Raw genomic sequence first — 22,610 nt, 5'->3', positions numbered from 1 at the left:
CCGGCGGTGGGTGATGAACGGCTGAATCAGTAACAACCAAGACAGATCAACCGATCTGCGGAGCCGCGACGCGGCCGGAGTCCAACTCCATTGGACGGCTGTGGCATGGCGTTCATGGGCTTCGGACGCTCCCCTCGGCTCTCGTGGGGGAGGGAAATGATGGCAGCTCGGGGGATAGATCCTGATTCGGCACATCTCCCTTTCCCTGATCACTACAACGCTGTTGAGAAGAGTCACGGCATGTTGAGATCATGCAGATCTGCAGCACATGCGCTAACTCGTAACTATTAGGCACATCATCTTCCGGGGTCGAGTAATGACAACGGTGGTAGGAATGAAGAGCGGCCCGGCTGAGCATCTCTGCCTTGCCCTCCTGGGATTACAGGACATAAAGACCCTTCATCCTCACGACTCATGACCGCCACCAACATCACCCGCACCGTCGGGATCGACAAATCCTCCATTGAAGTCGGCACCAGCACAACGGTGACGGCGTCGGCGGATTCCACCACACCCGCCATTGATGACGTCGTTTCCGGCGACGCCAGTGCCACGGCGGCCACCACGGCCCAGGCCGCCATCCTCAACAGCCGCATCAAGATCGGCACCGCCGGCACACTGAATGCCGTCGAGGAGGGAACGGTGGGGGCCGCAGCCACCACCACCAGCGGCAATGCCACGGCCAGCGCCAGCAACAACGGCCCCACCGGCGGGATCATCAACACCTGGCACCATCCCAACCAGATCCAGGTGGGCACCAATGCTGTGGTGTCGTCCACCGCCACCAATGACGCCCTCGCGGTCGCCGAAGCGGTGGACGGGGCCTCCAGCGCCTCGGCCAATGCCGGCAAGGTGTTCGGGATGAAGAACGTGGGACTCAATGCCGGCCAGGGCACGAGCCTGGCGGCCAGCGCCACCGGGACCAGCACCGCGGCGGCCGAATCGGTGGGACTGCCGCCGGGAACGGGAGCGTCCACCGCAACGGCCGGTGCCTACGACGCCAAGGTGGTGGGCATCTACGCCAGCGGTGCCAAAGGCGGCGAGGTGCCTCCCCCGACCGATGAGGACGCTGCGAGCGCGTCCTATGGCGGCGAGAAGAAGCCCCTGACGATCTCCTTCGGCAGCACCGGAACCGTCTCGGCCTTCGGCACGGGCGCCTTCGACGCCTCCGCCACCAGCGTGACCGGGGCGGCTGACGCCCAGAGCCGGGCCAAGCTCGTGGCCGGCATCGCCGTCGGCCGCGACCGGTTCTCCAACTCCAACGGCGCCAGCGAGAGCGAGAGCGCACCGGAGATGACGTCCCCGGGTGGTCTGGTGATGAGCTTCGGGGAGAACGGGGCGGTGGCCGCCCAGGGCTCCGTGGGCAACGGCGGTGTGGGTGCCAGAGCGACGGCTGAAACGGTGACCGGCCCGGCGGCCGCCACCGTGGGCATCAAGACCATCGGCGGCATCGTCGATGTCAACCGGCTGGGCAATCAGAGCCTCTCCAATGGCCCCGGCTCCAGCTCCATCCTCACCGTCGGCAAGGACGGTGACATCCAGGCCGCCGCCGTTGGCAACAGCGCCGCCTCCGCCAAGGCGGTGACCGCCCCTGCCAACGTCGACGTGTCGGCCACCACCAACCACAACAACGTGGTCGGCATCGCCATCGACAAACTGGCCATCGGCGAGAACGCCACCCGCCTGTTTGCCCAGGGCTTCAGCCAGCAGGCGGCCACGGCCCAGAGCACCACCTCCGGCGGTGATCCGATCGCCAGTGCCGCCAATGGCGACTTCGTCGCCGGCGTGCACGCCACCACGATCACCGTGGGCCGCAACGCCACCGACCCCGTGGCCGATGCCTCGCTCAACGCCAGCGCCACGGCCGGTGCCGTCACCACGACCGCCGGCAGCACCGCCCTGGCCGGCAACGGTTCCACGGTGGTGGGCTTCAACCAGAGCAGCCTCGCCATCGGCGAGAACGTGCTTGGAACCGGCGTCTTCAGGGCCACCGCCGCCTCCGATCTGGCTGCCGGCGCCACCGCCACCACCGGTGACACCACCGCCCGGGCCGGCGGCAGCGGCTCCAGTGTGATCGGCCTCAACGCCTCTCCGGTCACGATCGGCAAGGCCGGCAGTGTGGCGGGTTCCGCCAGCGGCACCGTGGGGGCCACCGCCGCCTCGGTGACCGGCGACGCCGTGGCGGAGGCCGCGCAGAAGGCGCGTGGGATCAAGGACAGCAAGATCGCCATCGGCACCGACGGCAACGCGACCGGCACCGCCGGCCTGACCGGTACGGCGTCGGCGACCACCACCACCGGTGACGCCGACGCCGCCACCGATCTGTCCGCCAAGGGGATCGACAACGACGTCACGATCGCCATCGGCAAGGCGGGCAACGTGACCGGCACCGCCACCGTCACCGACAGCCGCACCCTGGCCTCCGCGGTGACCGGCGCCACTGATGCCAGTTCCGACCTCAAGGCGATCGGCATCCACCTCGGCAACACCAAGGTCACGATCGGCACCACCGGCAACACCACCGGCACCGCCACGGCGGCCGCCCCCAGCGTCCTGTCCACCACCACCACCGGTGATGCCAGCGTCGGGGTCGAGCAGACCGCCATCGGCATCAAGGGCAGCGGCTACGACGGCATGGGAGCCCTCAGCAGCTCGGGCGGCAGCGCGATCAGCGCAGGCCTGGCCGGCAACGTCATCGGCCGGGGCACCGGCAGCGCCCTCGGCACCGCCAACACCATCACGGGCGACGCCCTGGCCGGTACCGAGGCCTTCATCGCCGGCATCAAGAAGGTCGACCTCTCCGCCGACAACGTGACCGCGGAAGCGCAGGGGACCTACGGGACCAATGCGATGGCTGTCACCGGTGATGCCACCGCCAGTTCCGACGTGAAGGTGGCAGGTCTGCTGGGGAACTGGAACAACGCCAGCCTCAACGGCGATCTCAGGGCCACGGCGCGTCTGGTGAACGAGGTGATGGCCTCGACCACCACCGGGATGGCCACCGCCACCGCCAACAGCGATGTGGTGGGCATGAGCGGCTACCAGATCAACATCCTCCAGAGCGGCAACATCACCGCCTCGGCGGTGAGCGAGACCCTGGCCCAGGCCTCCACCGTGACCGTCTGACGTCGCTGCGGAGCGATCTCTCCTCCGGGGCCGGATCCACCGATCCGGCCCCTTCCCCTGACTCCCTTCCGGTCCCTGCGCCCCGTTGCCCCATGGCGATTCCACCCATCACCACCGCCCTGTCGCGGGCCCTGGCCCTGCGGCTCGACCAGGGCAGCACCTATCTCGGCGGCAGCCTCCAGCTCACCATCGCACCCAGTGCCCAGGCCAGCAACCGGGTGCTCCTGCCGGCGCCGGAGCCGGTCGGCTCCATCGCCACAGCCCTTGGCCTGGGCCTCGGCTCCAGCCGGTTCCTGGCCAGTCCCGCCGACGCCGCCTTCTTCGACAGCCCCGGTCTGTCGATCGTCACCGGGGGCGGCGCGATCGCGGGAACGGCGGCCGCCACGGCCACCACGGTCGGCCGCAACACCAATCTCGCCGATGCCACGGCCACCAACATCGGCCTGGCCAACCTCGACGTGGTCACCCGCGGCGGCGGCGCCCTGCGGATCGGCACCCCCGCCGACCCCCTGCGGGCGGCGGCCTCGGCCGCGACCCGGTCCCTGCTGCCCGCCGGGGGCCTGCCGTCACTCACGGCCCAGCTGTCTGCCCTCGCCACGGTGCGGGGGCTGGAGGGTGCCCCGTCCGCCGATTCCCCCGCAACGGGCGCCCTCCCCACCTTCTTCGGCCAGCCCAACGCCGCGGTGCTGGCCTCCGCCACCCTTGACGCCGATCCGGGACCGACGACCAGCGCCGCCCGCGCCGTGGCCGATGCCAGGGGCATCGAGGGCTACCGGGTGATGGCCCTGCCGGCGGCGGCGCCGGGGTCCCCGGCCCAGATCAGCGGCATCGCGGCCGCCAGCCTCTCCCTGGCGGGCGCCCCACCCAGCGGGGCCCAGCCGGCCGAGCTCTCGGCGACGGCCATCGGCATCGATCACGCCGTCCTGCGGGGGCCTGTGACTGGAGCGGTGAGCGTTCAGGGATCGGGCCTGGCCCAGCTCGACACCGCCAGCACTCCGCCACCCGGCTCCCTGCGGCTGAACAGCCTGCAGGGCATCGGTCTGCTGGCCGTCGATCTCCAGAGCAACGGCGGTGCGCCCATCACCAACGAGGGGGCCACCGTGGTGGGCATGGGGGGCTTCGCGTCGCCCGGAGGCAGCGGATGGCTGCCGGCCATGGACGCGGCGGGCATTGATCGCTCCACGATCCTCACCGGCTCCGGGAACGACGTGGTGATGGGCCGCATCCACACCGAGCTGAGCTCGGGGCTGGACGCCGACGGTGACGGCGTTCAAGAAGCGGATGTGTTTCTGGATGCCTCCGCCCTGATCGGCGGGCCCGGTGGCTTCGACGGGATCCGCGACAGCCGGATCAACACCGGACTGGGGGACGATGTGGTGGTCGGCGCCGCCAGCCGCAGCCGGATCGAGGCCGGCGGCGGCGACGACGCGATCCTCCTCGACCGTGCCCGCAGCTCCTCCCTCGATGGCGGCTTCGGCGACGACGCCATCGCGGTGATGGGCCTGGCGCTCGCCAACAGCCTCCAGGGCGGTTTCGGCAACGACAGCCTGAAGGTGGCCGCCGGCGACGGCAACCGCCTGGACGGCGGCTTCGGCCAGGACCTCACGGTCGGCGGGACTGGCTCGAACACCTTCCTGCAGTCGAATGCGGGTTCGGCGCTCGATGCCTCCAGCAGCGACGCCTTCGCCCAGCGACTGGCGGATCCGGCGTTCTGGGGATCGCTGGGGAACCAGCAGAAGCAGGAGCTCTGGGAGCAGGGCGCCCTGGTGCAGGGCGGCCAGACGCTGGGACTCCTGGACACCATCAGCAACTTCGACGCTGCCCGGGGCGACGTCCTCGAACTCAGCAGCACCCTGGGCTCCCTCACCCAGTCCCTCTGGCAGAGCCAGGGGGCGATCTTCGGGATCCAGGGCGGCCAACTGGTGGTGCGTGACGGCCCCCAGAACAGCCAGATCGGCGTGGTGGTGGGAAGCCTGGCGGACATCCGCTCCCTCGGCATCGGCTCGCCCTCGCTGGCCTACGCCACCGACACCCGCCAGCTGCTGTTCGATGCCGACGGCGACTGGTCGAAGGGCAGCCGCAGCCTCGGCACCGTGACCATGGCCGATCCGGGCGCCCTCACCAAATCCAGCATCCAGTTCGGCGGCGGCGGCTGACCCGGGGCGATCGCGCCCGTTCCCATCCATCCCCGAGGGAGTGACCCATGCCTTCCGTTCCCCAGCTTCACCATGAGCTCGGCCGCGCCCTGGAGGCCATGGCCCGCCTCCCCCTCCACGATGTGCTTGAGCAGCGGGGGGTCCTGCGTGCCCTGGCCCGGGAGCTGGCGCTCGAAGGCCTCCGGCAGGAGGCCCGTTTCTCGTCGGATGAGGTGGGCGAGATGGGGGCGCAGCTGTGGGCGGGACTGCCCGGCGACGCCCCCAACGTCCCGGAGACCGACCTGGCGGGGGACTGGATCGGCAGCCTGCCCGAGGACGTGCGGGGGAGGGTCCGCCAGCGCTGGGACCATCTGCGCCTCCAGAAGGTTCTGGAGGATCGCTACGGAGAGCGGGTGGAGGCCCACTACCTCGAGCGGCGGGCGGATCTCGAGCAGGTGGTGCTGCGCCTGATGCGCCTGCCCCAGCAGGGGCTCGCCGAGGAGCTCTACCTGCGCCTGATCGACGACGGGGCCAGCTTCGGCGCACTCGCCAGTCGCCATTCCCTCGGCGACGAGAGCGTCACCCGGGGGATCGTCGGTCCGATCGAGCTCTCCCAGCTGCACCCCACCCTGCGCGGTGTGCTGGCTTCCCTGGCCCCCGGTGACATGCACCCTCCCTTTGTGCTCGAGGCGTCGATCCTGCTGGTCCGGCTGGAGCACCGCCGGCCCGCCAGCCTGAGCGAGGCCCTGCGACACCGGCTGCTGGAGGAACTCCTGCAGCCGGATCTGGAGAGCTGGCTGGACAGCGCCCTGGCGGAGCTGCGCCGCACCCACGCGGCGGCCCCGCTCCCGCCGGCTCCCGTACCAGCCCTGGCGGGAGCCTGAGCCATGACCACCGCCCCAACCCTCGACGACCTGCTGCGCTGCTTTCCCTTCCTGGCCGACCAGCCGCCGGAGCTGCTCGGGCGCCTCTCCGCCGAGGCCGAGCTGCAGCGCTTCCAGCAGGGCCAGCCCATCTGCCGCGTCGACCACCCGCCGGCCCGGATCTTTCTCCTTCTGGAGGGCACGGCCCGCTCGGTGGTGTTTTCCCGTCGTCTGGCCCGGGGCGTCAGCACCCTGCAGCGGCTCCAGCCGGGAGCGGTGCTGGGTTGGACCCTGATCAGCTGCGGCCGCTGCTGGGAGACCCTGATCGCCTCCACCGATCTGGTGGTGGTCGCCCTGCCCCACGAATCACTGCAACGGGAACTGGAGCACCATCCGCTCCTGGCGGAACGGGTGCGGGGCGGCGTCAGCCCGTCCGAGCTGTTCGCTGTCCTCGATGCCCACCTGCTGGACTACCCGCGGGCCCTCTCCCAGGAGGTTGTGGCGGCCGCGAACCAGCTGGCCGATGGCACGGAGGTGCGCACCTGGAATCCGGCGCAGCCGGCCGCCTTCGTGGCTGAGACCGAACGGCTGTGGCTGGTGGCGGCGGGGCCGCTGCCCCTGGGCACGGCTGTGGTGGACACGGAGCCCTCCGAGGCGCAGGAGCCCCTCCGTCTCCTCGGCATCGACCGCCAGGCCCTGGCGGCGATCCTGGAACCGACGCCGCCGGAGCAGGCCGAAGTCACCGGTGATGGCTGGCGAGCCAGGCTCCTCGCCCGCTGGGAGCGGCAGCGCCCGGGCCTGGAGCCCGCCGCGATCACGGCCGCCGAGCCGATCGACCTGACGGCGCCGGCCCCCGGGCGCGTGTCGGATCCCCAGGGCCCCGAGGCCTTTCCCTGGGTGCGGGGCACCGGTCCCCTGGAGTCGCCGATCGCGGCCTTCCAGATGCTCAGCCAGCATCTCGACCTGCCCTTCCGGCGCGAGATGCTGCGCCGGGTGTTCGGCGACCAGGTGCAGCGGCACGGCGAGGCGTCCCTGCCGCTGGCGGGTGCGGTGGCCGAATCGATGGGGCTGCAGACCCAGCTGCTGGAGATTCAGGTGGGTGCTCTGCCGCGGCTGACACCACCGTTGATGATCCGCTGGGGCAACGGTCTGGCGGTGATCTGGCGCTGCACCGGCCGGTCGGTGCTGCTGGGCATTCCGGCCGTCGGCAACCAGGAGCTCTCCCTGGCGGACTTCCGGGACCAGTTGGGCGAGGCCGGGGATGTGCTGACGCTGAGGGTCAACGATCTGACGCCGCGGCGCCGGTTCGGTTTCCGCTGGTTCCTGCCGGCCCTGCGGGAGCACCGCACCGTGCTCCTTGAGGTGCTGCTGGCCAGCTTCTTCGTGCAGCTCTTCGGCCTGGTGAACCCGCTGCTGATCCAGCAGGTGATCGACAAGGTGATCATCAACAACAGCCCCGGCGCCCTCGGCGTGCTCGGGGTGCTGCTGGTGGTCTTTGCCCTGTTCGAGGGGCTGCTGCTCTGCCTGCGCACTTTCCTGTTCGTGGACACCACGAACCGCATCGATCTGAGCCTGGGGACCCAGATCATCGATCACCTGCTGCGGCTGCCCCTCAGCTATTTCGATCGCCGACCGGTGGGGGAGGTGAGCAGCCGCATCGGCGAGCTGGAGAAGGTGCGCGGCTTCCTCACCGGCACCGCCCTGACCACCATCCTCGATGCCGTCTTCTCGGTGCTCTACATCGGGGTGATGCTGATCTACAGCTGGCAGCTCACCCTGCTGACCCTCGCCGTGGTGCCGTTCCTGGTGCTGCTGGTGCTGGTGGTCTCACCGATCGTGCAGGTCCAGCTGCAGAGAAGGGCCGTCGCCCATGCCCGCACCCAGAGCCACCTGGTGGAGGTGCTCAGCAGCATGATGACGGTGAAGGCCCAGAACATCGAACTGCGCAGCCGCTGGAAGTGGCAGGATCTCTACACCGACTACGTGGCCGATGGGTTCGATAACACCCTGGTGGGCACCACGGCCAGTTCGATCAGTGGATTCCTCAACAAACTCTCCGGTCTGATCGTCATCTGGGCCGGCGCCGGCATGGTGCTGTCGGGTGCCCTCAGCCTGGGGGAACTGATCGCCTTCCGCATCATCGCCGGCTACGTCACCGGGCCCTTGCTGCGCATGACGTCGATCTGGCAGTCCGTGCAGGAAACCGCCCTCTCCCTGGAGCGGCTCAGCGACGTCATCGATCACCCCCAGGAGGCCCCCGAGGACAACGCCAGGCGCCTGGTCATGCCACCCATCCAGGGGGAGATCCGCTTCCGCAACATCTCCTTCCGCTACCAGCCCTCCTCCCCCCTGCTGCTGAAGGGCCTGAACCTGACCATTCCCCACGGCACCTTCGTGGCGATCGTCGGCGCCAGCGGATCGGGCAAGAGCACCCTCACCAAGCTGCTGGCACGGCTGTACACCCCCGAAGAGGGCGTGGTGCTCGTTGATGGGATCGACGTGGCCAAGGTGGAGCTCCATTCGCTGCGCCGCCAGCTCGGCATCGTCCCCCAGGACACGGTCCTGTTCGATGGCTCCGTGGAGGAGAACATCACCCTCACCAACCCCGACGCCAGCACCGAGGAGGTGATCGAGGCCGCCCGGATCGCCGCCGCCCACGACTTCATCATGGACCTGCCGGCCGGTTACTCCACGGAAGTGGGGGAGCGGGGCAGCAGCCTCTCGGGTGGCCAGCGCCAGCGGATCGCCATCGCCCGCACAATCCTGCAGAAGCCGCGGCTGCTGATCATGGACGAAGCCACCTCCGCCCTCGACTACCAGACCGAGCGCGTGGTGAGCGAAAACCTGATGCAGGCCCTGGCGGGCTGCACAGTGCTGTTCATCACCCATCGCCTCTCCTCGATCGTGAAGGCGGACATGATCGTCTGCATGGGGCAGGGGGCTGTCCTGGAGGTGGGCCGCCACGACGAACTGATGCAGGCCCGCGGTCCGTACTACGCCCTCTTCCGCCAGCAGGGGCGTTCCTCCCCGACCCAGTCCCCCGAAGCCGTTGCCCCGCCCGTCGTGGCCATGCCGCCACAGGCCACGGAGCCGGTCATCGCCGCAGGAGGAATGGCACCATGACCCCTTTCGCCGACGGCACCACCAGCACCAACGGCCACGGCCTGGCCGCCGCCAACGGCCATGGCAACGGGCACGGCCCCACCGCCACGATGGCGCCCGGGCAGGCCCCCCCCGCTGAGCCGGCGCCGCCTCCGGTGCGTCTCTCCCGCCAGCGCCGCCGCACCCATCTGCCCCGCTCCACCAGAGGCTGGAGCCGGGCGATCATCTGGAGCCTGATCGGCCTGACAGGTTTCGGCGTCGTCTACGGCGCCGTGGCCCGCATTGATTCCTCGATCAGCACCACCGGCAAGCTGCGTCCCGTCGGTGGCAGCCTCGACGTCCTCCCGCCGTTCACGGCACCGATCCGCCAGGTTCCGGTCCGGGAAGGCCAGTCGGTCAGGGCCGGCCAGCTGCTGGTGGCGTTCGACGCCCGGGAAGCCTGGCGCGAACGGCGCGACCTGCTGCTGCAGGCGGATCTCTGGCGCCGGCAGGTGAACCAGGCGGCGCAGCCGCTGGGCCTGCCGTCCCTGCCGGGCGGAAGCCGGGAGGAGCGGCAGGTGCTGGCCCTCGATCGCCGGGACATCGAGCTGCGCCGGCGGGTGGCCCTGCAGCGACTGCGCCGCAGCCAGGCTGGCGAACGGGAGCAGACCGATGTGCTGGCGGCGCTGCGGGCCCGCTTCGCCCTCAACGCCAACATCCGCGAGCGGATGGCCCAGCTCGCCCGCGAGGGGGCGATCTCCCACCTCGAACTCGAGCGCCAGGACGAACGCCAGCTGGATCTGCTCAGCACCATCCGCCGCACGGAACAGCAGCGCGCCGCCGCCGGCAGCGGCGTGGTCGAGAGCCTGACGAACCAGGAGCAGGTGGGCACGGACAACGCCCGCCGCCTCTGGGATCGCTACGACGAGGCCCGCCATCGGCTGCTGGAGACGTCCACCCGCCTGGGCCAGGTGGAGGAACGGCTGCGACTCGGCCGGGTGGTCGCGCCGCGCGCCGGCAGGGTCTTCGATCTTCAGGCCAGGTCGGGGGAGATCTCCAGCCCGGGCCGTCCCCTGCTCCGGCTGGTCCCCCAGGGACCCCTGGAGGCGGAACTGGCGATCTCCAACCGGGACATCGCCTTCCTGCGGCCGGGGATGGCGGTTGATGTGCGGGTGACCTCCCTCCCCTTCACCGACTACGGCTCCCTCAAGGGGACCGTGGTGCGGGTGGGGGCGGATGCCCTTCCCCCCGACCCCCGCAGCGGCGAGGAAACCTTCCCCGTGCTGGTGCGCCTGGAGCAGAGGCCACTGGGACGGAACGGCCGCAGCTACCCCCTGCAGGCGGGCATGGCCGTCACGGGGCTCGTGCAGCTGGGCACCCGGCCGGTGCTGGCCCTGCTCAACGACCGGTTCGGCGGCGTCCTCGACGCCACCCGCACCATGCGCTGAGCCCCCTGCAGTGGCTCAGGCCGCCGCGGCGGCCCCCGGCACGGTGCCTGCGGCGGAACCGGGATCGGGTGAACGCAGGCCGGGGAGTTCGGCGATGGCGGTGACGCTTCTGTCGGACCCCAGCAGCACCAGCCGGCTGCCCAGGTCCCCGGTGGCGATCGCCAGCTGGTCCACTCCGGTGGGCCGGGTTCCCATGCCGCTGACCAGTTGCTCCAGGGGGGCGATCGGCAGCAGCCGGGGCTCGCCGATCCCCTCCAGACCCGCCGGCGTCAGGTCGACCGGAACCGGCTCCCCCGCCCGATCGGCGAGGAGGCCGCCCAGACGCCAGGCGATGGCATCGGTCAGGCCGATGCCGCCACCAGGGCTCCACTCCAGATCCGCCAGCACCGGCAGGGCACGGTCGTTGCCCTGGGCCCGCATCCGGATGGCCTCCATCCCGGCCAGCACGAAGCGATCGCGTCCTGCGCCGCCGCTGACGACCAGCGGTGGCGCGCCCGCTCCGGCGGGATCCTCCAGGGCCCCCAGATCCAGCTCGAACCGGTCGTCGCCGGCCCCGGTCCGCAGCGTGTCGAAGCCGCTGATCCCCCCGAGGATGCCGCTGGCCTCGCCACGGCCAAGATCGACCACCACCCCCTCCAGCCAGGCGCCGTAGTCGAGCCCGTCGCGGCCATCGCCACCCTGCAGGATCCCGTCGAGCCTGCCGGTGGCCCCCACCGTCACCAGGGCATCCCCATCGCCGAGGAACAGGTTCTCCCAGCCGCTGAAGTCGAGCGAGCCGATCGTTCCGCTCCCGATGGCCTCCAGGTGGACGGCCATCACCCCTTCCCCCCTGGCCACCCCTTCGTCCCCAGGGGCGTTCACCAGGGTGTCGAAGCCGCCGCCGCCGTCGAGGGAGCCGGCGAGCCGCGCCAGGGGAGCATCGATCCGGTCGTCCCCGCCCGCCGCCGCCAGCCTCAGCTGCGCCGGGGCCTCCCCCGCCAGATGGAGCGACAGGGTGTCGTCCCCCTCTCCGAGGCCGACGGCATTGCTGGAGTACGCCACAACCGTCAGCGTTGAGCCGGTCACGGGTCCGTCGAAGTCGAGCCGGTTGGTGCCAGGGCCCGCGGCGATGCGGGAGCCGGTCACGGCGCCCTCCACGCTAAGCCGGTCGTCCCCTTCCCCCAGGTCGACATCGGAATCCAGCAGGGCGACCCTCTCGGTGACGGCCTGCCAGGTCAGGTCGCGCCAGGGCTGATCGAGCCAGGTCCGGATGCTGACCACATCGTCGCCTCCGCCCACCTGCAGCCGGCTGTTCACCAACCCGAGGGCCCGGGCCCGCAGCTGCAGGGAAGCATCGGTTTCCGCCGGATCGGCGGCGGCCGGCAGGGTGATGCTCAAGCCCGGGCCACCACCCTGGGGATCCCGGAAGCCACTGGCGATCAGCACCCGGTCGTCCCCATCCCCCAGGAGGATGGCGCTGTCCTGCATGGCCTGGGCGAGCAGGTCGATGCCGATCTGACGCTTCACCGCGCTCGCCGGGGAGTGGAGCTGGAACCGGGCCAGGCTGCTGAGTTCCAGCGTGCCCCCTCCGCCCGCGTCCTCGAGGCGGCTGTCCAGCATGCCGATCAGGGACTGGAGAACCTGCCCCCGGGCCAGGCCGCCGGCCACCAGAGCCAGATCGATGGCGTCCGAGACCCGCAGAAGGATGTCGTTGGCCTCTGGCCCCAGCTGAAGACTGGCCCGGTTCATGCCGGTGGTGTGGGTCGCCAGGCTCAGGTCGGCATCGTCGAGCACCGAAAGGGCCAGGAGTGTCAGCTCGCGATCGGACCCCACCTGCACCCGGGGGGTGCGGATGTCGCGCAGATCGATCACCGTGTCGCGGAGGGCGTCGAGGGTCTGGTGGTAGCGGCTCTCGGCCCCCCCTTCCACCGATCGGCTGACGATGCTGCCGTCGCTGCGGACGACGACCCGGAACGTCGGGATCTCCGGCGGCGCCACAGACCTCGCCATCATCGGCTGTTCCGGGCCGTCCCCGGTCACGTCGCTGGTCGCCTCACTGGTCGCGTCGCTGGACTCCAGGGCAACGCTCCGCTGCTGGCGCCGGGCGGCAGCGGGGGAGCCGGTCCAGGGCAGCCCGGAGCCGGCGGCGACCGGTGAGCGGAATCCCGACAGCGGCCCCTCCTGGGCCCAGGTGTTGGCCATGGCCGCCGCTGCCGCCTGGCCAGGCGGCGAGAGGCCACGTTCCCCTGCGCTCACCGGGCCAGAAGGGTCGGCAGGGGCGAGCCCTCGATGGGCGCCACCGGATGCGGCCGAGCCGGGCTCCCACCCGGCCGGGGATCCTGCGTCAGCACCAACCCCACCGGCCGTGCCCGCCGCCCGAGCGCTGTCCTGGCCGGCAGCGCCTGCCCCCGGCCCGTTCTCCGGCGACGGCCCTCCCCCAGTGGCCGCCGCCATCGCCCCGTCCTGCATCAGATAGAGGAACGTCAGCCACAGGGCCGTTCCGGTCAGTCCGGTCTCCAGGGAGAGCCGGCCGGGATCGCTGCGCAGACTCATCGCCCTGCGGAACTGCTGGATGGCCTGACCCATCGACTCCCCTTCTCGCCGAGCGCTGCCTCACCACTAGCCCGGTTTCGATCGGCGCCGGACGCGGTGGTGCAATGACGCTGTGAACCTGCGACCCGGCGTCACCGTCCTTAAGGACGCCGCCCCGCCGGCGCCTCAGGACCAGACGATGAAGGCCCCGGGGGTGAGGTTGAGCAGGGGGCAGGTGAGGGTCAGCCCTGACTCCCCGCTGCCGCCCCCGTCCACCGGCCCGCCGCCATCCGCCGCCGACGGAACCAGGTCGGCCAGCTGGCGGCGCTCCGGCTCCAGGTCGATGCTCGGATGGCCCTTGCGGCGGGCATCGGGCGCCAGCAGCAGGTTGACGCCGGTGGTGCCCTGCCAGCGGGCCATCTCCATCAGCGGCCCGGCCAGGTCGGCGGCGGTGAGCTGGCGCGACTGGTGGGCCGCCAGCAACAGGGCCAGCCCGGGACCGTCGAGCAGGGCGAGCAGGCGGGGATCCTCCTCTCGCTCCAGCAGTAGCCCCTTGCGCCGGGCCCAGTCCCGCAGCACCTCCAGACGGTTCGCCACCAGCAAGGGATCCTGGGGGCCTTGCCAGCCCAGCACCGCCGTCAGGCCATGGGATTCGGTCTCCATCAGGTGGCCCAGCTTGGTGCGTTTCACCCGCAGGTAGGCAGCGTTGTGGAGGCCGGGGTCCATCACCAGGGGCACCCGGTCGACCACCTCGAGCCCGTAGCCGCCCAGACCGGCGATCTTGCGGGGGTTGTTGGTGATCAGGCGCAGCCGGCGCACGCCCAGATCGCTGAGGATCTGGGCCCCGACGCCGTAGTTGCGCAGGTCGGCGGCGAAGCCCAGGCGTTCGTTGGCCTCCACCGTGTCGAGGCCGCCGTCCTGGAGGCTGTAGGCCTTGAGCTTGTTGATCAGGCCGATGCCGCGCCCCTCCTGGCGCAGGTAGACCACCACCCCTTCCCCGGCTGACTCGATCATGCGCAGGGCCGCCTCCAGCTGGGGGCGGCAGTCGCAGCGGAGCGAGCCGAAGGCATCGCCGGTGAGGCATTCGGAGTGCACCCGCACCAGCACCGGGCCGGTGCCCCGTTCCGGGTACCCCTTGACGATGGCCACGTGCTCGCTGCCGTCGAGTTCGTTGCGGTAGCCGATCGCCCGGAACTGGCCGAAGCTGCTGGGCAGGGTGGCCTCCGCCTGGCGGGCCACGAACCGCTCGGTGTCGAGGCGGTAGCGGATCAGGTCGGCGATGCTGATCAGCCGCAGGCCGTGGTGCCGGGCGTAGTCGGCCAGCTGGGCCAGCCGGGCCATGGAGCCGTCGGGATTCTGGATCTCGCAGATCACACCGGCGGGGTACAGACCGGCCAGCCGCGCCAGGTCGACGGCCGCCTCCGTGTGACCCGCCCGCTGCAGCACCCCGCCCTGGCGGGCCCGCAGCGGGAAGATGTGGCCAGGCCGGCGCAGGTCGCCGGGCCGGGTGTCGGGATGGATCGCCACCTGGATCGTGCGGGCCCGGTCCTCCGCCGAGATACCCGTGCTCACCCCCCGCTCCGGGCCCGCATCCACGCTCACGGTGAAGGCGGTCTGGTTGCTGTCGGTGTTGCGATCCACCATCAGAGGCAGATCCAGGGCATCGAGCCGCTCGCCCTCCATCGCCAGGCAGATCAGGCCCCGGGCATCGGTGGCCATGAAGTTGATCTGCTGGGGGGTGGCGAACTGGGCCGCGCAGATCAGGTCGCCCTCGTTCTCCCGGTTTTCGTCATCGACCACCACGATCGATTCACCGTTGCGGATGGCCGCCAGGGCATCGGCGATGGCATCGAAGTGAATGCCCGTGGACTGGCGTGGGCCGGACAGGACGGTCAAGGGAACGTGATGGAAGGGGAAGTTCCGCGCCGGCTGCGGCGAAGAACGTGGCCGATCGCTGAAGGGATCGAACCTCATTTATAGGGTGCCGGTACGATCCAGCGTTCTTCTGCGTTCCGCATGGCTGGCAAGCGCGTTGCGGTGATCGGTGCCAGCGGCTACGGGGGACTGCAGACCCTCAGGCTGCTGCAGGGCCACCCGGATCTCACGGTGAGCTTTCTGGGCGGGGAGCGCAGCAGCGGCAGGCGCTGGAGCGAACTGGTGCCGTTCCTTCCCCTGCAGGACGACCTGGTGGTGCGCTCGCCGGATCCGGAGGCCATTGCCGCAGCCGCCGATCTGGCGGTGCTGAGCCTGCCGAACGGCCTGGCGGCTGGCCTTGTCCCCGAACTGCTGCAGCGTGGCGTGAAGGTGGTGGATCTCTCTGCCGATTACCGCTACCGCTCCCTGGCCCAGTGGGAAGAGGTCTATGCCGCCGAAGCCCGCCAGGCCGCCCGCCAGGATGACGATCTCTGCCGGGAAGCCGTCTACGGGCTGGTGGAGGTGGCGGAGGCACGGATCCGCGAGGCCCGCCTGGTGGCGGCCCCCGGCTGTTTTCCCACCGCCAGCCTGCTGGCCCTGCTGCCCTTCCTCGAGCAGGGGCTGATCGAGACGAGCGGCATCGTCATCGACGCCAAGACGGGCACCTCCGGCGGCGGCCGGGCCGCCAAGGAGAACCTGCTGCTGGCCGAAGCCGCCGAAGCCGTCGCTCCCTACGGGGTGGTGGGCCACCGCCACACCAGTGAGATCGAGCAGCTGGCGGGCCAGGCGGCGGGACAGGCGATCCAGCTGCAGTTCACGCCCCACCTGATGCCGATGGTGCGGGGCCTGCTGGCGACGGTGTACGGGCGCCTGCGGGACCCCGGCCTGACGGCGGAGGACTGCACAACCCTTCTCAAGGCCGCCTACCGCCACAGCCCCACGGTGCAGGTCCTGCCGGTCGGGGTCTATCCCTCCACCAAGTGGGTGCGCAACACCAACCGCTGTCTGTTGTCGGTCCAGGTGGACCCGCGCACCGGCCAGCTGATCGTCATGAGCGCCATCGATAACCTGGTCAAGGGCCAGGCCGGCCAGGGGGTGCAGTGCCTCAACCTGCTCAGCGGTCTGGAGGCGGGAACCGGTCTGCCGCTGCTGCCCTTCTACCCCTGAACCAGGCGCCGCGCGGCCAGGCTGACGGCCAGGGGCAGGATCCGGTGCTCCTGGCGCTGGATGCGGGCGTGGAGCCGGTCCCGGTCGTCATCCGGCAGCACCGGCACCGCCGCCTGGACCAGGATCGGCCCCGCATCCACCTGCTCGGTCACCAGGTGGGCGGTGCAGCCGGCCAGGGTGACCCCGGCCGCCAGGGCCTGCCCCACCCCGTCGGCGCCGCGGAAGCTGGGCAGCAGGGAGGGGTGGATGTTCACCAGACGCTCCGGGAAGGCCCCGATCAGCACCGGGGTGACGATGCGCATCCAGCCGGCCATCACCACCAGATCGACGCGGTGCGCCTCGAACAGGTTGATCAGGGCCCGGTCGAGGGCCTCCCGCGAGGGCTGGTGGCGGTGGTCGATCACCTCGCAGGGGATGCCGAGCCGTTCAGCCCGCTCCCGCGCCCCGCAGTCCGCCCGGTTCACCGCCAGAACGATCACCTGGCCGTGCAGCCGCCCATCGCCGCAGGCCTGCACCAGGGCTTCGAAGTTGCTGCCCGTGCCTGAGGCCATCACCGCCAGTCGCAGCCGGGCCTCGGCGGCCGGAGGCGGCTGTGGCAACGGCCACTGGAGAGACCCGCCGGGATCGCTATGGTCAGCGGAATCGGGCATTGCGTCCATGTCCCATCTCTCCATCCTGCCCACCGTTCTGCGGGATGCCGAGGCCTTGGCGGCCACCCTCGCCAGCCTCGGCCTCCCCTGGCGGTGGGGGGGTGAACTGGTCGGGTTCGCCGGCGAGCGCCAGGCCGTGACGCTCCAGCTGCGGCTCAAGGACGGCCAGGGCCTGGGCTGGGCCCTCCAGGACGATGGATCCCTCGCCCTGGTGGGCGATCTCCAGCGCATCAGCCGCAACACCGCCCTGCAGCGGCTGCTCGGCCGGATCACCCGGGCCTATGCCGCCCGGGCGGCCCTCCAGGAGGCTCGCCTGGCCGTCCCCACGGCGTCGATCGAGCTCCGTGTCTGACGACCCACCCCAACCCGACACGGCCGCCGGGCCGGTCGTCCAGCTCGACCTGCGTGAGCCCCACCGCCATCGGGTCCAGGTCACCCTCCATCTCACCCCCCGGTCTCTGCGGACGGAGCTTCAGCTGCCCGCCTGGACGCCGGGCTCCTACCTGATCCGGGACCACGTCCGCCACCTCGAGGCGCTGGAGGTGGTTCAGGGGGAGAGCCACGTCATCCCGACACGGGTGGCGGAGGCCCGCTGGTGCCTTTCCCTCACCAGCCTCGCCCCCCTCGTCGTCCGCTACCGCCTCCAGGCCACGGAGCTGAGCGTGCGCACCTGCCACCTCAACGCCGACCACGCCTTCCTGGCCCTGGCGGGTGTGGTGCTGGAAGCCACGGGCGAACGCTGGAACCCCCACCGTCTGGAGCTGCGGCTGCCCGAGGGCTGGCAGGCCTTCGTTCCCCTGCCAACCGCCGGCGACGGGTCCTGGATCGCTAGCGACTACGACCGTCTGATCGACGCGCCCCTGGAGGCCGGCCCCCATCCCAGCCACCGGTTCAGCGTCGCCGGGGTGCCGCACCGCTGGGTCACCTGGGGGGGCGATCTGCCCGTCGAGGATCCCGCCTGGCTGGCCGATGTGGAACGGATCGCCCTGGCCTGCTGCCGCCTGATGGGGGAGACCGCCCCCGCCAGCGACGACTATCTGTTCGTGCTGCACCTGCTGGAGGCGGGCTTCGGCGGACTGGAGCACGACCACGCCAGCGTTCTCCAGTACGGCCGCCGGGCCCTGGCGGCTCCCGGTGGTCGCCGCAAGCTGCTGCAGCTGGTGGCCCACGAGTACCTGCACCAGTGGAACGTGCGGCGCCTCAAGCCCGCCGAACTCACGCCGCTCGACTACGGCCGGGCCACGATCGTGTCCGGTCTCTGGTTCGCCGAGGGGGTGACCTCCTACCTCGACCTGCTGGTGCCCCTGGCGGCCGGCGTGGGAACGGAGGCCGACCTGCTCGAGGACCTGGGGGCGGACCTGAGCCGCTACCTGCTCACCCCCGGTCGCCGGGTCCAGGGGCTGCGGCAGAGCGCCGAGGAAGCCTGGGTGAAGCTGTACCGCCAGGATGCTTCCTCGGCCGACAGCCAGATCAGCTACTACCTCAAGGGGGCCGTGGTGGCCCTGGTCCTCGACCTGCACCTGCGGCGGCACGGCTCCAGCCTGGGGGTAGTGCTGCGGGGCCTGTGGCGCAGCCACGGAGCCGTGGGGCGCGGCTACACCAACGGTGATCTGATCGACGCCTTCGCCGGCCAGGCCCCCGACCTGGCGGAGCTGCTGCCCCACTGGCTGGAGAGCACCGACGATCCCGACCTCGACGCCTACCTGGCCGATGTCGGGCTGGCGCTGCGGCCGAAGCCCACCCAGGAGCCCTTCCTCGGCTGGCAGCTGGACGAGGCCGCGGGGGGCACCATGCGCCTGAAGCGGGTGCACCGGGACGGTCCGGCGGAGCGGGCGTGCCTGCAGGCGGGCGATGAGCTGCTGGCCCTCGATGACCTGCGCCTGCGCGGCCCGGAGGACCTGGCCCTGGCCCTCGCCATCCCCACGGCAGCGGCGGAACGGCAGCTGCTCTTCTGCCGGGAAGGCCGGGTGCGCAGCACCGGCCTGCAGCCCGATCCGCCGGCCATCGCCAGCTGGCAGCTGGTGATCGATCCCGACCGCGACAGCGCCCACACCCGCGACAACCGGCAGCGCTGGCTGTCGCTGCAGCCATGACCTCGTCCCTGCGCCCCCTGGTGCTGGCGGTGGCCGGTGCGGGTGTGATCAGCCTGGGGGGACTGACCTGGCTGGGTCGTGACCTGTTCGGCGCCCCGGGCAATGCCGGTGGCCGTGCCTCCCTTCTCGATCTGCTGGAGGAGGTGCGCCAGTCCCCCCCCGATGGGGGGACGTCGCCGCCACCGCCGGAGCAGGTCCTGCCACCGCCCCAGGCCGCCTGGCGTGCTCCCCTGGGGGGGGCCTGCCAGGCCGACCCCGCCCTGCGCGCCCGTCTGGCGGGCCTGGCGGAGCGACTTCGCTACGACACCGTCCGGCTGCGTATCGACCCAAGCAACTACGGCGAGCGTTTCCGCCGGGATGCTTTCGGCCAGACGCTCGACACCACCCCCCAGGTCGTCGTGCTGCACGAGACCGTCTTCGGCATCAACTCCGCGATCAACACGTTCATGACGCCCCACCCGCGGGACGAGGACCAGGTGAGTTACCACACCCTGATCGGCCTCGACGGCCAGGTGGTGGAGGCGCTGGACCCGGCCAAACGGGCCTTCGGTGCCGGCAATTCCGCCTTCAACGGCCGCTGGGTGGTGACCAACCCGGAGCTGGCCGGTTCGATCAACAATTTCGCCCTGCACCTCAGCCTGGAGACGCCCCTCGACGGGGAGAACCAGGGGGGCAGCCACAGCGGTTACACGGCCGCCCAGTACGACGCCCTCGCGGTCGTCCTGGCCCGCTGGATGCGCCGCTACGGCATTCCCCCCAGCAACATCACCACACACCAGCACGTGGATCTGGGCGGGGAGCGCATGGATCCGCGCAGCTTCGACTGGGGGGAACTTCAGGTGCGGCTGGCCGCCCTCGGGGTGCTCTGCTGATCGGGACGCGCTGGGCCCAGGCTCAGATCAGGGGGCCGGCTCAGATCAGGGGGCTGGTGATCGGTTTGCGGGTGCCGTAGAGCAGGGCGTGCAGCTCCGGGTCCTGCATGTAGCGGAGCACCCGTCCGGGGTAGTCCAGCTTGCCGTTGTGGAGGTAGGCCAGGGTGGCGATGGCCTTGGCATCGGCGGGGGAGGTGCTGGCCATCAGCAGGGCGTTGTCGGAGAGCCCCAGGGCTTGCTTCAGGCGAACGAACTTGCCCACCAGCAGCCGCACGTTGCGGTCGGGGTCGAGGAGCTCCATGCGCGCCTCATCGATCTGCTCCGGGGTGGCATCGGCGGGCAGGAGCCCCTGTTTGACGAGCTCGCCGACGCTGAGCTGGGCGGGGCCGTGGGTGCTGAACAGGCCGCTGCGGGCCGCCAGGGGCAGGTCTTCACCGGGCTTGGCGTGCTGCAGCTCATCGAAGAGCACGGCGGTGACCAGCATCGGATTGATGTGGTGGCGGCGGCTCTCGTTGAGGATCACCGGCCTGAGCTCCTCGAGCCGGCCGAGGGTGTGGCTGCGCAGGGGCTGGAGCTGGTCGATGCCCTCGGTGAACAGCTGGGCCAGCCTGGGCTGGGGGCCGTGGACGCCGAAGCGGCGGTTGAGCTCCCGCAGTTCCTCGGGACTGAAATCGACCGGATCGGGCCGCAGCCCTTCGCTGGTGGATGGACTGATCAGGGGGAAGGCCTTGTCGTCGCGCTCGCCATCGGTGAGCAGGAACGGGCTGCGGGATCGCACCTGGGGTTCCCGGCTCAGCGGGATCAGGGCCAGGCCGCCGGCCACCAGAAGCAGTCCCAGCTTCATAGCGTGGCCGTACAAGCCGCGTCGCAGTGCGTGGCTCCGCTGGCGAGCCTGGGGCGCGACCGCCGGCTGGTGGCCGGAGCGTCGTGGCTTAGTTCCGGCGAGGCGGGACAGCAAGCGGAATGGCGTTCTTTAGATCAATTGTAACGAACACGGCCGGATTCTTCCCGCTCCGGGGGCGCTCCGGTGGCCGGCCCCGTGGTGGAAAGCGCGCATCCGCCGATCCGCTTGCCGAACGTGGAGGCTGATGGATACGGTTCGGGGGCCCGTCACGGCGTCCCAGGAGCCATGTCCCCGCTGCCGCCGTTGAACGGCCAAGACTCCGCTGCCCTCTGGGAGCGATTCCGCCAGCTGCTCTGGCACGACCCTGATCTTGCCCTCTGGCTCGACGTCAGCCGGATGGCCCTGGAGGAGAAGGACCTGGAGGGCTTCGAAGCCCCCTTCGCCCGCGCCTTCGCTGCCATGGAGGCCCTCGAGGGCGGTGCCATCGCCAACGCCGACGAGGGACGGCAGGTGGGCCACTACTGGTTGCGGGCCCCGGAACTGGCCCCCGATCCGGCGGTGGCCGCCGCCATCGCCGCGGAGGTGGATCGGCTCGAAGCCTTCGGACACGAGGTGCTGGCTGGAACGGTCACGGCCCCCGGCGGACGGCCCTTCACCGACGTGCTCTGGATCGGCATCGGCGGTTCAGGCCTCGGCCCGCTGCTGATGCTCAGGGCCCTGGAGCGCCAGGGGGTGGGACTGCCGTTCCACTTCTTCGACAACGTCGACCCCGACGGCATGGCGCGCACCTTGGCCGCCCTGGCCGACCGTCTCACCACCACCCTGGTGATCGTGGTCAGCAAGTCGGGGGGCACCCCCGAACCCCACCTGGGCATGGTGCAGGCCCGGGCGCGGGTGCTGGCCGCCGGCGGCGACTGGAGCGCCCAGGCGGTGGCCATCACCATGGCGGGGAGCCACCTGGATCAGGAGGCCAAGGTGGCCGGCTGGCTGCGCCGTTTCGACATGTTCGACTGGGTGGGCGGACGCACCAGCATCACCAGTGCCGTCGGTCTGCTGCCCGCTGCCCTGATCGGCGCCGACCTGCGCGGCTTCCTGGACGGGGCCGCCGCCATGGACCGGCTGACCCGGGTGCCGGACCTGCGCACCAACCCCGCCGCCCTGCTGGCCGCCTCCTGGCACGTGGCCGGCGGCGGGCAGGGGCGTCGCGACATGGTGGTGCTCCCCTACCGGGACCGGCTGGAGGTGTTCAGCCGCTACCTGCAGCAGCTGGTGATGGAGTCGCTGGGCAAACGGCTCGACCGCGACGGCGTTGTGGTGCACCAGGGCCTCGCCGTCTACGGCAACAAGGGCTCCACCGACCAGCACGCCTACGTGCAACAGCTGCGGGACGGTCTCGACAACTTCTTCGTGACCTTCATCGAGGTGCTGGAGGACCCGGCGGAAATCCCCACGATCGACGGCGAGTGCCCCGCCGATTTCCTCGAGGGGTTCCTGCAGGGCACCCGGGCGGCACTGGCCGAACAGGCCCGCCAGAGCATCACCATCACCCTGCAGCGCTTCGACGCCCGGGCCCTCGGGGCCCTGATCGGCCTGTTCGAGCGGGCGGTGGGGCTCTACGGCGAACTGGTCAACATCAACGCCTACCACCAGCCCGGTGTGGAAGCTGGCAAGAAGGCGGCCGCCGGCATCCTGGGTCTGCAGAGTCGGGTGGAGGCCCTGCTCGCCGATGGCCAGGCCCGCTCCTTGGCCGCCATCGGGGCGGAGCTGGAGCTGGAGGCGGTGGAGCCGGTGTTCTGGCTGCTGCGCCACCTCTGTGCCAACGACCGCGGCTATGGGGCGAAAGGCGACTGGGGGCAGCCCGACGGACTGGTCTTCCAGCACACTTGAGGGGCCTTCTCCCTTAGCC

Annotated in this window: 14 protein-coding genes; 10 read left to right on the top strand and 4 right to left on the bottom strand. The window is 71.0% G+C overall.

Annotation, left to right across the window (positions count from 1 at the left end; genetic code table 11):
- The first annotated feature begins 414 nt into the window (after positions 1 to 414).
- From CJZ86_RS03775 to CJZ86_RS03755, 5 genes are all read left to right on the top strand, one after another.
- The gene (locus tag CJZ86_RS03775; RefSeq protein WP_094584600.1) at positions 415 to 3,126 is read left to right on the top strand and encodes a beta strand repeat-containing protein; all 2,712 of its coding nucleotides are present in this window, start codon (positions 415 to 417) and stop codon (positions 3,124 to 3,126) included.
- A 92-nt stretch (positions 3,127 to 3,218) separates the two neighbouring features.
- Positions 3,219 to 5,282 (top strand): hypothetical protein, encoded by a 2,064-nt coding sequence (locus tag CJZ86_RS03770; RefSeq protein ID WP_094584599.1) that lies wholly within the window; start codon positions 3,219 to 3,221, stop codon positions 5,280 to 5,282.
- Positions 5,283 to 5,329: 47 nt separating this feature from the next.
- Positions 5,330 to 6,145 (top strand): peptidylprolyl isomerase, encoded by an 816-nt coding sequence (locus CJZ86_RS03765; protein WP_094584598.1) that lies wholly within the window; start codon positions 5,330 to 5,332, stop codon positions 6,143 to 6,145.
- 3 nt (positions 6,146 to 6,148) lie between these two features.
- Positions 6,149 to 9,247, top strand: coding sequence for a peptidase domain-containing ABC transporter (locus CJZ86_RS03760; protein WP_094584597.1), 3,099 nt, complete (start codon positions 6,149 to 6,151; stop codon positions 9,245 to 9,247).
- Entirely contained in the window at positions 9,244 to 10,653 is a 1,410-nt protein-coding gene (locus CJZ86_RS03755; protein ID WP_094584596.1) for a beta-barrel domain-containing protein, read from the top strand. Before CJZ86_RS03760 ends, CJZ86_RS03755 begins: the two co-directional genes overlap by 4 nt.
- Positions 10,654 to 10,668: 15 nt before the next feature.
- Here CJZ86_RS03755 and CJZ86_RS03750 read toward each other — a convergent pair whose 3' ends face one another.
- Together CJZ86_RS03750 and ribBA are read right to left on the bottom strand one after the other, a co-directional pair.
- Positions 10,669 to 13,218: a hypothetical protein gene (locus CJZ86_RS03750; protein ID WP_143594025.1), complete on the bottom strand. Its 2,550-nt coding sequence runs from the start codon at positions 13,216 to 13,218 to the stop codon at positions 10,669 to 10,671.
- 132 nt (positions 13,219 to 13,350) lie between these two features.
- Positions 13,351 to 15,060 carry a bifunctional 3,4-dihydroxy-2-butanone-4-phosphate synthase/GTP cyclohydrolase II gene (ribBA, locus tag CJZ86_RS03745; RefSeq protein WP_233133821.1) on the bottom strand — a complete coding sequence of 570 codons (1,710 nt, stop codon included), beginning with the start codon at positions 15,058 to 15,060 and terminating at the stop codon, positions 13,351 to 13,353.
- A gap of 120 nt (positions 15,061 to 15,180) precedes the next feature.
- Between ribBA and argC the strand changes: the two genes are divergently transcribed.
- On the top strand, positions 15,181 to 16,245 hold the full coding sequence (argC, locus tag CJZ86_RS03740; RefSeq protein WP_094584594.1) for an N-acetyl-gamma-glutamyl-phosphate reductase: 1,065 nt from the start codon (positions 15,181 to 15,183) through the stop codon (positions 16,243 to 16,245).
- Here the strand turns inward: argC and purN are convergent.
- Positions 16,236 to 16,895, bottom strand: coding sequence for a phosphoribosylglycinamide formyltransferase (purN, locus tag CJZ86_RS03735; RefSeq protein WP_094584593.1), 660 nt, complete (start codon positions 16,893 to 16,895; stop codon positions 16,236 to 16,238). The two genes, argC and purN, sit on opposite strands and share 10 nt — an antisense overlap.
- Positions 16,896 to 16,902: 7 nt before the next feature.
- Here purN and CJZ86_RS03730 point away from each other — a divergent pair, with 7 nt between their 5' ends.
- The 3 genes from CJZ86_RS03730 to CJZ86_RS03720 are packed head-to-tail and all read left to right on the top strand — an operon-like array spanning position 16,903 to position 19,860.
- Positions 16,903 to 17,247 (top strand): DUF1257 domain-containing protein, encoded by a 345-nt coding sequence (locus CJZ86_RS03730; protein WP_094584592.1) that lies wholly within the window; start codon positions 16,903 to 16,905, stop codon positions 17,245 to 17,247.
- Positions 17,240 to 18,988: a M61 family metallopeptidase gene (locus CJZ86_RS03725; protein WP_094584591.1), complete on the top strand. Its 1,749-nt coding sequence runs from the start codon at positions 17,240 to 17,242 to the stop codon at positions 18,986 to 18,988. The genes CJZ86_RS03730 and CJZ86_RS03725 overlap by 8 nt, the downstream gene beginning before the upstream one ends.
- Positions 18,985 to 19,860, top strand: a complete 876-nt coding sequence (locus tag CJZ86_RS03720; protein WP_094584590.1) for an N-acetylmuramoyl-L-alanine amidase — start codon at positions 18,985 to 18,987, stop codon at positions 19,858 to 19,860. The genes CJZ86_RS03725 and CJZ86_RS03720 overlap by 4 nt, the downstream gene beginning before the upstream one ends.
- 40 nt (positions 19,861 to 19,900) lie before the next feature.
- Here CJZ86_RS03720 and CJZ86_RS03715 read toward each other — a convergent pair whose 3' ends face one another.
- On the bottom strand, positions 19,901 to 20,704 hold the full coding sequence (locus CJZ86_RS03715) for a helicase DnaB (RefSeq protein ID WP_094584589.1): 804 nt from the start codon (positions 20,702 to 20,704) through the stop codon (positions 19,901 to 19,903).
- 285 nt (positions 20,705 to 20,989) lie between these two features.
- On the opposite strand from CJZ86_RS03715, the gene CJZ86_RS03710 reads away from it, so the two are divergent.
- Positions 20,990 to 22,591: a glucose-6-phosphate isomerase gene (locus tag CJZ86_RS03710; protein WP_094584588.1), complete on the top strand. Its 1,602-nt coding sequence runs from the start codon at positions 20,990 to 20,992 to the stop codon at positions 22,589 to 22,591.
- The last annotated feature ends 19 nt before the right edge of the window (positions 22,592 to 22,610 follow it).

This window comes from Synechococcus sp. BO 8801 (genome assembly GCF_002252675.1).
Taxonomy (GTDB): Bacteria; Cyanobacteriota; Cyanobacteriia; order PCC-6307; family Cyanobiaceae; genus Cyanobium.
Note: the sequence above shows the minus strand (reverse complement) of the source record. Positions and strands in the feature narration are given on the sequence as shown.

Coding starts and splice junctions, on each gene's coding strand:
- CJZ86_RS03775 (WP_094584600.1), top strand. CDS start 415: ATGACCGCCACCAACATCACCCGCACCGTCGGGATCGACAAATCCTCC.
- CJZ86_RS03770 (WP_094584599.1), top strand. CDS start 3,219: ATGGCGATTCCACCCATCACCACCGCCCTGTCGCGGGCCCTGGCCCTG.
- CJZ86_RS03765 (WP_094584598.1), top strand. CDS start 5,330: ATGCCTTCCGTTCCCCAGCTTCACCATGAGCTCGGCCGCGCCCTGGAG.
- CJZ86_RS03760 (WP_094584597.1), top strand. CDS start 6,149: ATGACCACCGCCCCAACCCTCGACGACCTGCTGCGCTGCTTTCCCTTC.
- CJZ86_RS03755 (WP_094584596.1), top strand. CDS start 9,244: ATGACCCCTTTCGCCGACGGCACCACCAGCACCAACGGCCACGGCCTG.
- CJZ86_RS03750 (WP_143594025.1), bottom strand. CDS start 13,218: ATGGGTCAGGCCATCCAGCAGTTCCGCAGGGCGATGAGTCTGCGCAGC.
- argC (WP_094584594.1), top strand. CDS start 15,181: ATGGCTGGCAAGCGCGTTGCGGTGATCGGTGCCAGCGGCTACGGGGGA.
- purN (WP_094584593.1), bottom strand. CDS start 16,895: ATGCCCGATTCCGCTGACCATAGCGATCCCGGCGGGTCTCTCCAGTGG.
- CJZ86_RS03730 (WP_094584592.1), top strand. CDS start 16,903: ATGTCCCATCTCTCCATCCTGCCCACCGTTCTGCGGGATGCCGAGGCC.
- CJZ86_RS03720 (WP_094584590.1), top strand. CDS start 18,985: ATGACCTCGTCCCTGCGCCCCCTGGTGCTGGCGGTGGCCGGTGCGGGT.
- CJZ86_RS03715 (WP_094584589.1), bottom strand. CDS start 20,704: ATGAAGCTGGGACTGCTTCTGGTGGCCGGCGGCCTGGCCCTGATCCCG.
- CJZ86_RS03710 (WP_094584588.1), top strand. CDS start 20,990: ATGTCCCCGCTGCCGCCGTTGAACGGCCAAGACTCCGCTGCCCTCTGG.